The 11,124-nt window shown below is 63.4% G+C and carries 11 protein-coding genes and 1 tRNA gene; 8 read left to right on the forward strand and 4 right to left on the reverse strand.

Features of this window, described 5'->3' with window-relative positions:
• Positions 1-4: 4 nt before the first annotated feature.
• Both FJ867_RS02785 and FJ867_RS02790 read right to left on the reverse strand, forming a co-directional pair.
• Positions 5-1,300, reverse strand: coding sequence for an aspartate aminotransferase family protein (locus FJ867_RS02785; RefSeq protein ID WP_246675015.1), 1,296 nt, complete (start codon positions 1,298-1,300; stop codon positions 5-7).
• 86 nt (positions 1,301-1,386) lie between these two features.
• Positions 1,387-2,934 (reverse strand): aldehyde dehydrogenase family protein, encoded by a 1,548-nt coding sequence (locus FJ867_RS02790; protein ID WP_140492020.1) that lies wholly within the window; start codon positions 2,932-2,934, stop codon positions 1,387-1,389.
• 292 nt (positions 2,935-3,226) lie between these two features.
• Between FJ867_RS02790 and FJ867_RS02795 the strand changes: the two genes are divergently transcribed.
• Positions 3,227-4,069, forward strand: a complete 843-nt coding sequence (locus FJ867_RS02795) for an IclR family transcriptional regulator (protein WP_140554757.1) — start codon at positions 3,227-3,229, stop codon at positions 4,067-4,069.
• Between the two features lie 194 nt (positions 4,070-4,263).
• Here FJ867_RS02795 and FJ867_RS02800 read toward each other — a convergent pair whose 3' ends face one another.
• Positions 4,264-5,025 (reverse strand): IclR family transcriptional regulator C-terminal domain-containing protein, encoded by a 762-nt coding sequence (locus FJ867_RS02800; RefSeq protein WP_140563885.1) that lies wholly within the window; start codon positions 5,023-5,025, stop codon positions 4,264-4,266.
• 123 nt (positions 5,026-5,148) lie between these two features.
• Here FJ867_RS02800 and FJ867_RS02805 point away from each other — a divergent pair, with 123 nt between their 5' ends.
• Genes FJ867_RS02805 through pcaF form a run of 3 tightly spaced genes read left to right on the forward strand, consistent with a single transcriptional unit; the run spans position 5,149 to position 7,748 of the window.
• Positions 5,149-5,871: a 3-oxoacid CoA-transferase subunit A gene (locus FJ867_RS02805; protein ID WP_140816464.1), complete on the forward strand. Its 723-nt coding sequence runs from the start codon at positions 5,149-5,151 to the stop codon at positions 5,869-5,871.
• On the forward strand, positions 5,868-6,539 hold the full coding sequence (locus FJ867_RS02810; protein ID WP_140559187.1) for a 3-oxoacid CoA-transferase subunit B: 672 nt from the start codon (positions 5,868-5,870) through the stop codon (positions 6,537-6,539). The genes FJ867_RS02805 and FJ867_RS02810 overlap by 4 nt, the downstream gene beginning before the upstream one ends.
• Positions 6,540-7,748 (forward strand): 3-oxoadipyl-CoA thiolase, encoded by a 1,209-nt coding sequence (gene pcaF, locus FJ867_RS02815; RefSeq protein ID WP_140655055.1) that lies wholly within the window; start codon positions 6,540-6,542, stop codon positions 7,746-7,748.
• Between the two features lie 242 nt (positions 7,749-7,990).
• On the opposite strand, the gene FJ867_RS02825 is transcribed toward pcaF, so the two are convergent.
• A tRNA-Gly gene (locus tag FJ867_RS02825) sits at positions 7,991-8,065 on the reverse strand.
• A gap of 216 nt (positions 8,066-8,281) precedes the next feature.
• Between FJ867_RS02825 and FJ867_RS02830 the strand changes: the two genes are divergently transcribed.
• The 4 genes from FJ867_RS02830 to FJ867_RS02845 all read left to right on the forward strand — a co-directional run bounded on the left by FJ867_RS02830 (position 8,282) and on the right by FJ867_RS02845 (position 10,953).
• The gene (locus FJ867_RS02830) at positions 8,282-8,779 is read left to right on the forward strand and encodes a prolyl-tRNA synthetase associated domain-containing protein (protein WP_140554753.1); all 498 of its coding nucleotides are present in this window, start codon (positions 8,282-8,284) and stop codon (positions 8,777-8,779) included.
• A gap of 78 nt (positions 8,780-8,857) precedes the next feature.
• Positions 8,858-9,850 carry a thioredoxin gene (trxA, locus tag FJ867_RS02835; protein ID WP_140554752.1) on the forward strand — a complete coding sequence of 331 codons (993 nt, stop codon included), beginning with the start codon at positions 8,858-8,860 and terminating at the stop codon, positions 9,848-9,850.
• Between the two features lie 163 nt (positions 9,851-10,013).
• A complete protein-coding gene (locus FJ867_RS02840; protein ID WP_140514078.1) occupies positions 10,014-10,685 on the forward strand; it encodes an LON peptidase substrate-binding domain-containing protein in 672 nt (223 codons plus the stop codon).
• A gap of 19 nt (positions 10,686-10,704) precedes the next feature.
• Positions 10,705-10,953, forward strand: coding sequence for a Trm112 family protein (locus FJ867_RS02845; protein WP_140514079.1), 249 nt, complete (start codon positions 10,705-10,707; stop codon positions 10,951-10,953).
• The last annotated feature ends 171 nt before the right edge of the window (positions 10,954-11,124 follow it).

The raw sequence follows: 11,124 nt of genomic DNA on the forward strand, positions 1-11,124 counted from the left end.
TACGTCATTGCTTTGCGATTGCTGCGAGGGCGCCGTCGATTGCGGAAAGGATCTCGCGTGCGTCTTCCTCGGTCATCGAGGTGGAAAGCGCGAAGAGTCCGTAACTCGCCGAAAGCACGCCGCGGTCGAGCAGACCCTTGTGGAACAGGTCGAGCTTCGCGCGTTCGGACGCACCCGGATAGACCGACCGATAGTCCGTGATCGGCAACGCCGTGAAATGGACTTTGAAGAGCGAGCCGAGACCGACGCACTGCCCGTTGAGGCCATGGCGGGCAAGCGAGGCCGTGATGCCGTCGCGAAGCAGGCTGCCGATAGCGTCCAGATGCGCGAAGCTGGCCGGGGTCAACGCGCGCATCGCCGCCAGACCGGCTCGCATCGTCACCGGGTTCGCGGTGAAGGTGCCGCCATGCGGCAATGCAGGCTTGCCTCGCGTTGGATCGAACACCGCCATCACGTCGGCGCGGCCGCCGACGGCGCCGACCGGGAACCCTCCGCCGATGATCTTGCCGAGAGCCGTCAGATCGGGCGTGATGCTCCACAGGCCCTGCGCCCCCGAATAGCCAAGGCGGAGCGAGATCACCTCGTCGAAGATCACCAGCGAGCCGGCGGCATGAGCGATCTCGACCATCGCGTCGAGATAATCCTTCCGCGCGGGAATAAGTCCGGCGCGGTTCGGCATCGGGTCGATCAGAACACCCGCTATCGAGTCTCCATGCGCGTCGAAGACGGCACGCAGCGCCTCCGTATCGTTGAACGGCACCGCGATGACGTCGTCGAGAACTCCCTTCGGCGTGCCTTTCGCGTATGCCGTCGAGGCAGGCATGTCGCCCCAGTTGGCGGGCGAGCTGTCCAGGCTGACTTCCGCGAAGTCGTAGGAGCCATGGTAGGCACCTTCGATCTTGACGATCTTCGGCCGTTCGGTGAACGCCCGAGCCGCCTTGATCGCCATCATGACGCCTTCCGTGCCGGAGTTGGCGAAGCGAACCTGCTCGACCGACGGGAGGCGCTCCACCAACAGTTCAGCAAGATCAAGTTCGCTCTCGGTGGGCGCTCCGAAAGCCGATCCCCGGGGCATCTGGTCCACCACCGCCGCCGTGACGGCGGGATGGCCGTAGCCATGGATCATGGCCGTGAAATTGTTGATGCAGTCGTAGTAGACGTTTCCATCGACGTCCCAGACGCGGCAGCCCTCGCCGCGCTGGGCATAGATCGGAAACGGGTCGATGAAGACCGTTGTCCGGGTGTTCCCTCCCGGCATGACCTTGCGGGCCCGTTCGAACATCTCGCGGGATTTCGACATTGAATCTGGATAGTGGCGCATAATCTTGTAAACCGATGAAGGAGACAGCCTTGGATGGCCGCGGCGAAGAGCGCGACCTCTTTCGATCACCTGGTCATGATCGTGTGGCTCTGCTCGCGCAGGTACTGTGGCAGGAACCACGAGCCGAGACCGCCCTTGCCGCTGACCCCGGTGCCCTTCCAGCCGCAGAATGGCTGCGCGCCTGGCCATGCACCCGTCGTCGCGCCGCTCGCACGGTTGGCGTAGAGAACCCCTGCTTCGGCGGTGTCGAGGAAGTGACGCAACTCTTCCTGGTCGTTGGTAAAGATGCCGGCGGATAGTCCGTAGGCGATGTCGTTGCCCTCTTCGATCGCGGCATCGAGACTATCGAAACCGCGGACGACCACGAAAGGCATGAAGAGTTCGTCGCGGGTCAGCCGGCCCGGACCATCAAGTTCGACGACCGTCGGCAGGACGTAGTTGTCCGCAAAGCCCTGGCCCAGGGCGGCGCCCCCAAAATGCACCTTGCCTTTGCCCTCGACTTCCGACAGTGCGGCCTGGAAAAGGGCGACTGTGGCGTCGCCATAGACAGGGCCCATAAAGGTCTCGGCCTTGCGAGGATCTCCGACCACCAGCTTTGCGGCGAATGCTACCAGCTTCTCGATGAATTCCGCCTTGACCTTCTCGTCGACATACACGACCGAGCATGCGGAGCACTTCTGGCCTTGCAGGCCGAAAGCGGAGCGCGCCACTCCCTGCGCCGCACGGTCGAGATCGGCCTTGCTGGTCACGTAGGCAGGGTTCTTGCCACCCATTTCGGCGATGACGGGCTTCATGTGGGGCAGCGTTGCCATGTGACGGAAGATGCTCATGCCGGTCTTATGGGAGCCCGTGAATGCAACGCCGTCGATGCCGTTGTCGGTGGCAAGAAGGCGCCCCACCTCTCCATCGCCAAGCACGATGTTGAAAACACCTTCGGGCAATCCCGCCTTGCGAAGCGTTTCGGCAATCAGCAGTCCGGTCAGCGCGCAACCCGGCGACGGCTTGTAGACCACCGCATTGCCTGTCAACAGCGCACCCGAGACCATGCCGATCGACAAGGCGAGCGGAAAGTTGAAAGGAGCGATGACCGCGAAGACGCCATAGGGCTTCATGACGCTGGTAGCGGTCTCGTTTTCGACCAACATGTTCATCGGCCGGACGAACCCGTTGTTCGCCTTCATCTCCGATGCGTAGTACTCGACCATGTCGAGGCATTCCTCGGCTTCGCCGACTGCCTCGAGGCGGGACTTTCCGATCTCGTATAGCGCCGCCAAACCAAGGTCATACTTCCGCTCCGCCAGCGCCTCTCGCCAGCGGGCGCCGAATGCAAGGCGATCGTCCAGCGTCGAACGGTTCCAGGCCTTCGCGCCGGCTCGGGCAGCCTGGATCGCCGACTTGACGTCTGACGGGGTTGAAGCCGGGAACTTGCCGAGAGAGATCTTCTTGTCGATCGGGCTCAGGATCTCTTTCCGAGCGCCAGTCGCAAACGGCGTCGACCACTCGCGACCCAGTGTGTTCTTCTCGAAATCCGGGATCATTGCGTCGAGGTGAGCGTGAACCGGGGAAAAATCCACTCCGATGTTCGAGTAGGTCACACGCGGGAGTTCAGCCATTTCAAGTTCCTCCGAAAATCGGTATTTAGTCCGATAATCAGGATTTGGCTTGCGAGTCAATCGAGGGGACCATAAAATGGGGATAATACCGAATTTCGGAATTTGCGAGGACATTTCCGGATTCGGGTACTAACGGAGCCCGATTGATCGAGGGCGTGCGGCCGTTCGGCTATTCTACGGAGACCCCGGGCTCAAGGCGCGGCGGAATAACAAGGGACCGACCTTGCCCCTCATGTCTGTTTTGAACGATAACCTTCTTGCAGTTGCAATTGTCAGATCGGCGTAGGTGCCCTTGAATACGAAGTCGAAGAAGCCGAGCGCCAAGGACAGCCCCCTCGAGCGCTACATCTCGATCATGGAGACGGTCGCGCCGTTCGAGCACGGCCTGACGGCGATCGAACTCGAAACGACGCTTGGATTGCCCAAAACCACGATCAACAGGCTGCTGCATGCCTTGATCGAAAGCGGGATGATCACCGCCGAGAGCGTTCGCAATCGGACATACCGTCTCGGCGATCGCCTGTTGCAGCTGCTACAGATGTCTCCGGACAGCGGCTGGCTGACGACGCTCGCGCAGCGACCGCTTCAGGATTTGGCCGACCGCACCGGCCAGTCGGCGTTCCTGTCGAAGTTCGACGGTACCGAAGTGCGCTCGGTCACCTGCGTCGCGCCCGACACTCCGGTCCGGACCTATGTCATGCCGGGCATGGCCATGCCTGTAAATGCGACCGCTTCGGCCAAGGCGATCCTTGCGTTTCATCCGCAGGAGACCGTGAAGAGGATCCTGGCGACGGAGCTGCGCAGCTATACCGATCGGACGAAAACGAAGATCGCGGAGTTGACCAGGGAATTGGCCGAGGTTCGGGAGCAGGGTTACGCCATGGACCTGGCCGAGCATGTTCCGGGCCTTGGCTCGATCGCATTTCCGATAAGGCCGACGAGCGGTGAGGTGATATACGCGGTGGGACTTACGGGGCCCTACGGTCAGATCATAGAGCAAAACTTCAAGCAGCATTGCGCGGCGCTCGCGGAGGCCGCCCAGCGCATGGCGAAGCTGGCGCAGATGCACGCCTACAACGGATCGGCTATGGCCGCAAAGAATGCCGCAGCGGATCAGCGACAGGGCGGTGCGTGAGAGGCCGGTCACTTGCGCGAAGAAACGTCGCGCTTTGACCGAGAATGTAGTTTCGCGATCTCCGTCTCGACGGCGGCGAATGTCCGGCCACCCCTCCGATCCGCGACCTTGATCTTCCGTCGACAAGATCATGGGTGGGAACATGCTCTCCTATCTCAAGCGACTTGGACGCTAATTCCCTCTGTGCCAGCGCCCTAACGCAGCACTGCCCGCAGCTCAGCTTGAAGTGCACGCAACGGCTCCAAGTAGAGCGCAACGAGATTGCTGACACTCACATGTGTCGCCGCAACGCCGACGTTCACGGCTGCGATCACCGTCCCGCGCACGGTCATCAACGGCACGGCGATCGAGCGCAATCCGAGCTCGACCTCCTGATCGATCAACGCGAACCCTTGCGTCCGCACCCGCCCTAACTCCGCAAGGATGGTGTCGGGGTCGGTCAAGGTATGAGCAGTCCGCGCCGGCAGGGCATGGGAAGATAGAAGATGTGCAGCGCGTTCCGGAGGCATGGCTGCCAGGAGCACGCGCCCCATGGAAGTGCAGTATGCCGGAAGCCGCGAGCCGGGCATCAGCGCGATCGACATCACCTTTCGCTGCGCCGCGCGCGCGACATAGACGACGTCGGTGCCGTCTAGAATCGAGACGGACGAGCTTTCGCCGAGCCGCTCCGAAAGGCCATCCAGCAAAGGCTGCACCAGATGCGGCAGCGGCATGGTTGCCAGACAGGCTGTCCCGAGCCTCAACACGCGCGGCGTGAGCGTGAAGAACTTTCCGTCGTAGTCGGCGTAGCCGAGATGGGAAAGCGTAAGGAGACAGCGTCTGGCTGTCGCCCTGTCGAGACCGGACGCATTCGCGACGTCCGTGATCGACTGCCGTGGCCGTTCCACCGTGAACGTCTCTATGACGGACAACCCCTTGGCCAAGCCACCCATCGTGTCTCGTTCGGAAATGGGCATCCATTCACCTTGTGCGATATGTCAACAAACGAATGATATCGCACAAGCCGGCTTGCCGAAAGATCTCGTCTGCCGATACGTGTGGCGGCGAAATCCATCTTGGTGCCGGGAAAGGCAGGTTACGTGGACAAGACAATCGCGAGCCTCGCGGAAGCAGTGGCAGTCGTCCAAGACGGCATGACCGTCATGATCGGCGGCTTCGGCGGCGCAGGTGCTCCGATAGAGCTGATCCACGCCCTGATTGACCATTTTCGCGCTACCGGCGCCCCGAAAAACCTTACGATCGTCAACAACAATGCAGGGAACGGACGGATCGGCATCGCCGCCATGATCGACAATGGCATGGTCGCCAAGATGATCTGCTCGTTCCCGCGCTCGTCCGATCCGCGGGCATTCACCGAGCGGTACCTCGCCGGGAAAATCGCGCTCGAACTGGTTCCACAGGGGACCCTGGCCGAACGAATCCGCGCCGGTGGCGCGGGCATCCCGGCTTTCTACACGCCGACGAGCTACGGGACCGACCTCGCGGCCGGCAAGCCTGTGGCCGAGTTCGACGGGCGCCACTATGTGCAGGAACGTTGGCTGAAGGCGGATGTGGCCCTCATCAAGGCGGAACTTGCCGACCCTCATGGTAACCTCACCTACAGGAAGGCGGCACGCAACTTCTCGCCGCTGATGGCGATGGCCGCACGCACGACCGTCGTTCAGGCGCGCCGGATCGTCCAGCCCGGTGCGATTGATCCTGAGCTGGTCGTGACGCCCGGGATCTTCGTGGACCAGGTGATCGAGGTCTCGAACCCGATGCAGGAAGAGACGCTTATCCGCCAAGGGGTCGCATACGCATGACAGTCAAGCTGACCAACGCGCAGATTGCATGGCGCGCCGCGCAGGACATTGAGGACGGCGCTTATGTGAACCTCGGCATAGGCTTTCCCGAGATGGTGGCGAGCTTTCAGCCGCATGGGCGCCGGGCGATCTTCCACACCGAAAACGGCATCCTCAATTTTGGCGAAGCCCCGGCGGCAGGCGACGAGGACTGGGATCTGATCAATGCGGGCAAGAAGGCGGTCACGCTCAATCCGGGCGCTTCGTTCTTCCACCATGCCGACAGCTTCGCGATGGTGCGTGGCGAACATCTCGACGTTGCCATTCTCGGCGCCTACGAGGTGGCCGAGACCGGTGACCTTGCGAACTGGAGCACAGGACCCAAGGGCATACCAGCGGTCGGTGGTGCCATGGATCTGGTGCACGGAGCAAAACGCGTGGCCGTCATCACCGATCACGTCACCAAGGACGGTCGTCCGAAACTGGTGAAAGCCTGCAGCCTTCCCCTGACCGGCGTGCGCTGCGTGACGAGGGTCTACACGAGCCTTGCGGTCATAGACATCATCGATTGTCGTTTCGTGCTGCGCGAGAAGCTGCTTGCGATGAGCTTCGATGAATTGCAGGCGCTGACCGGCGCAGAGCTTAAGGTCGATGGCGAAATCAAATCCTTGGCGGCACCGGAGCTCTGAATGACCGAGGCCTTCATCTGCGACTACATCCGCACCCCGATCGGCAGGTTTGGCGGTTCGCTGTCCTCGGTCCGGGCCGACGATCTCGGCGCGGTGCCGCTGCGAGCGCTGCGGCACCGCAATCCAGGCCTGGACTGGTCCGCGGTGGATGAGATCATCTTTGGCTGCGCCAACCAGGCAGGCGAGGACAACCGCAATGTCGCGCGCATGTCATCGCTGTTGGCTGGACTGCCGATCGAAGTCCCCGGCAGCACCGTCAACCGCCTGTGCGGTTCTGGAATGGACGCCGTGGGCATCGCTGCACGGGCCATCAAGGCCGGCGAAGCCGACCTGATCATCGCCGGTGGCGTCGAATCCATGAGCCGCGCGCCGTTCGTGCTTCCGAAGGCGGGCGAGGCGTTCTCGCGCAACGCCGAGATTTACGACACCACGATCGGTTGGCGCTTCGTCAATCCATTGATGAAGAAGCAGTACGGCGTCGATTCGATGCCGGAGACGGGTGAAAACGTTGCGGAAGCCTTCAAGGTCAGCCGCGCCGATCAGGATGGCTTCGCCGCACGCAGCCAGGCCAGGACCGCCGCCGCTCAGGAAAATGGCCGGCTCGCGCTGGAGATCACGCCGGTGACTGTGCCCCAGCGCAAAGGCGATGCGATCGTGGTTGATCGCGACGAACATCCACGCGCCGGAACGACAACCGAGTCGCTCGCCAAGCTTGCAGCGCCGTTCAAAAAGGAAGGCGGCACCGTCACCGCGGGCAACGCCTCTGGCGTGAACGACGGCGCGGCAGCGCTGATCATCGCGTCCGAAGCCTCCGTCAAGGCATTCGGGCTCACACCGATCGCCCGGATTCTGGGCGTCGCGACGGCCGGGGTTGCCCCACGGATCATGGGAATCGGTCCGGCTCCGGCGACACGCAAGCTTTGCGCGCGGCTCGGCATCGCGCCTTCGGACTTCGATATCATCGAGCTGAATGAAGCATTTGCCTCCCAAAGCATCGCCGTGCTCCGCGAACTCGGGATCCCCGAGGACGCGGAGCATGTGAACCCGAACGGCGGAGCGATCGCGCTCGGGCACCCGCTTGGGATGTCGGGCATTCGCATCACCGGCACTGCCGCGCTCGAGTTGCGGTCCCGAAAAGCACGACTGGCCCTGGCCACGATGTGCATCGGTGTCGGACAGGGTATCGCGATCGCTCTGGGCAGTGCGTAGCGGAGATGGTGCGACAGTCCGAGTCAGGCGGATTGCATCGATCCGCAGCAAGCAACCACGGGTATGGATCGGTTGACGTTTGTCAGCTTGTCGATTCGCTAACAGACCAGAGCTATGGCGAGCCGACAAAGATCGTGCCCTGGCTCGCCAAGTCATGGGAGATATCAATGACCTACGCGCAAAAAAGAAGCGCCGCACTAGGCGGCGCTTTTCTTTTAATTGCTTGATTCCCTGGAGGAAACTGGAGCGGGTGAAGCGATTCGAACGCTCGACCCCAACCTTGGCAAGGTTGTGCTCTACCCCTGAGCTACACCCGCTCGCGCGGCTTTGGGCCGCAAGCCGGGCCTATATGGCTGAAGAGCGCGGCGATTGCAACAGGGAAATCGCAGGCTTTTTTCAATGCGCCGGACGAGGCCGGCGGGCCGCCGGCGGGAGGCGGAAGGATTCGGCGCCGCGTCGCGCGGCGGTCTTGTCTCGACCATGTCATTGGCCGTAAACGGCATGGCTGGAAACCAGCCGAAGACGAGAACCCCATGCCCAGGACCGAAGCCGAGCTCTTTGCCTTTCTTGCCGAACTCGGCATCGCCGTTTCGACGAAACGCCATCCGCCGCTCTATACGGTCGCCGATTCGCAGGCGCTGCGCGGCGGAATCGCCGGCGGCCACACCAAGAACCTGTTCCTGAAGGACAAGAAGGACGCCTTCTTCCTGGTCACGGTCGGCGAGGATGCTGTCGTCGACCTGAAGCAGATCCATCATGTGATCGGCGCCGCCGGCCGCGTTTCCTTCGGCAAGCCGGAGATGCTGATGGAGCTTCTGGGCGTCGCCCCGGGCGCAGTCACGGTGTTTGGCCTGATCAACGACACGCAGCACAGGGTCAGGGTCGTGCTCGACGAGGCGCTGATGCGGCATGCGGTGATCAACGCGCATCCGCTGACCAATGAGGCGACGACGTCGATCGCATCGGGCGACCTCGTCAGATTCGTCGAGGCAACCGGGCACGATGCTGCTATCTTGAAAGTCTCGGCATGATCGCCACATGGATGGCGAAACCGGTTTCCAACCAAGGACAGTGCGCCGATCCGCTGGCGCCACCGAAAGGGCGACGACATGAGTGACAACAATCCGTTTGGCGGCTCCTTTGGCAACAGCGGAGGCCAGTATGCCACGACGGTGCAGTATGGCGGCGGCGCGGAACCGCAGAAACCTGCGGCCGGCGCCGCGCCCGCCGGCGACGTCATCAAGGATACGACCACCGCGGCCTTTGCCGCCGATGTCATCCAGGAATCGCGCCGCCAGCCGGTGCTGGTGGATTTCTGGGCGCCGTGGTGCGGGCCGTGCAAGCAGCTGACGCCGCAACTGGAAAAGGCGGTCCGCGCCGCCGGCGGCAAGGTCAAGCTGGTCAAGATGAACATCGACGACCATCCCTCGATCGCCGGCCAGCTCGGCATCCAGTCCATTCCCGCGGTCATCGCCTTCAAGGACGGCCAGCCGGTCGACGGCTTCATGGGCGCCATCCCCGAGAGCCAGATCACCCAGTTCATCGACAAGGTCGGCGGCAAGGGCAATGGTGCGGCTGATGTAACCGAGGCGCTGGCGGCGGCGGCCGAGGCGCGCGCTGCCGGCGACGTGCAGACGGCGGCCGACATCTATGACGCCGTGCTCGAGCAGGCGCCGGAGACGATCGAGGCGATAGCGGGGCTGGGCGAATTGCTGTTCGAGGCCGGTGATACCGAAGGCGCCGAGGCGATGCTGGCGCGGGCGCCGGAGGCCAAGGCCGATGCGCCGCCGCTGGCCGCGCTGCGCGCCAGGATGACCTTGGCCGCGCAAGCGTCCGAACTCGGCAACCCGGCGGAGTTCGAGCGCCGGCTGGCTGAGAATCCCGGCGACCACCAGGCCCGCTTCGATCTGGCCATGGTCCAGAACGCCAGGGGCGAGCGCGATGCGGCCGCCGACAATCTCCTGGCCATCATCAAGGCTGACCGCGGCTGGAACGAGGACGGCGCCAAGGCGCAATTGCTGCGCTTCTTCGAGGCCTGGGGCATGACGGACGAGGCGACGCTTGCCGCGCGGCGCAAATTGTCGTCGCTGCTGTTTTCCTGAGCCGGCGCGGCCGAATGGTCGCGCGGGGCTTGCACCCGGCGCCGGCCGCGCCAGATAGGACGAATCCGGCCCGCCTTTCCCTCGGGAAGCCAACAACCCCGGGCAGCGACAGGCGGATCGCGGCATGGAGGCGCTTCCCAGGCGAAGCGATCGGAGGAACGAGGTGCAAGCGGGAAACGCTCACTACCGGCTCGCCAGGGATCTGCCGTCGACCATCCCGGTCTTTCCGCTCGAGGGCGCGCTTCTGCTGCCAGGCGGCCGCATGCCGCTCAACATCTTCGAGCCGCGCTACCTGCAGATGGTCGACGAGGCGATCGCCGGCTCCCGGCTGATCGGCGTCATCCAGCCCAGCCTCGACGGCGCCTTGCGCGACGATGGCGAGCCGGAACTCTGCAATGTCGGCTGCGCCGGCCGCATCATAGCGCTTTCCGAGACCGGCGACGGCCGCTACCTGATTTCGCTGCAGGGCGTGTGCCGGTTCCGTGTCACCCATGAACTGACGGTCAAGACGCCGTTCCGCCAGGGCAAGATCGCCCCCTTTCTCGCCGATCTCGACGACGACCAGGCAGCCGCCGAGGTCGACCGGCCGGCGCTGCTGCGGGCGTTCCGCTCCTATCTGCAGGCCAACGACCTGGAGGCCGACTGGGAAAGCGTCAGCCGGGCCGAAAACGCCATGCTGGTCAACGCGCTGTCGATGATGGCGCCCTATGGACCGGCCGAGAAGCAGGCGCTGCTCGAAGCGGCCGATCTCAAGACCCGCGCCGAAACGCTGATCGCCATCACCGAAATGGCGCTGGCGCGCGAGAACGAGGATTTTGGCTCGAGCCTGCAGTAGGATGTTGAGAGAGGACACGATGGCGGCGGATGGGCGTGACGGAAAGAGAGCGAATGTCGACCCCAGGATGCTGGAGCTGCTGGCTTGCCCGCTGACCAAGGGGCCGCTGGCCTGGGATCCCGAGCGCGGCGAACTGATCTCGCGGGTCGCCAAGCTCGCCTATCCCGTGCGCGACGGCATCCCGATCATGCTGCCTTCGGAGGCACGGAGCATCTCGGCGGAAGACGTGCTGCCGCCGCGGCTGGGCGGGCCGGCCGGCTCGACGTGAAAATTATCAAGGTCGGCATTCTACGGCGCCCCCCTCTGCCCTGCCGGGCATCTCCCCCTCAAGGGGGGAGATCGAATGTCATCTCCGCCTTCGCCAATCTCCATTGTTGCAGGCGGAGCGTTGAAACTGCCAATCTCCCCCTTGAGGGGGCGAGGAGTGGTCCATGAAGTG

This window comes from Mesorhizobium sp. B2-5-3 (assembly GCF_006441005.1).
Taxonomy (GTDB): Bacteria; Pseudomonadota; Alphaproteobacteria; order Rhizobiales; family Rhizobiaceae; genus Mesorhizobium.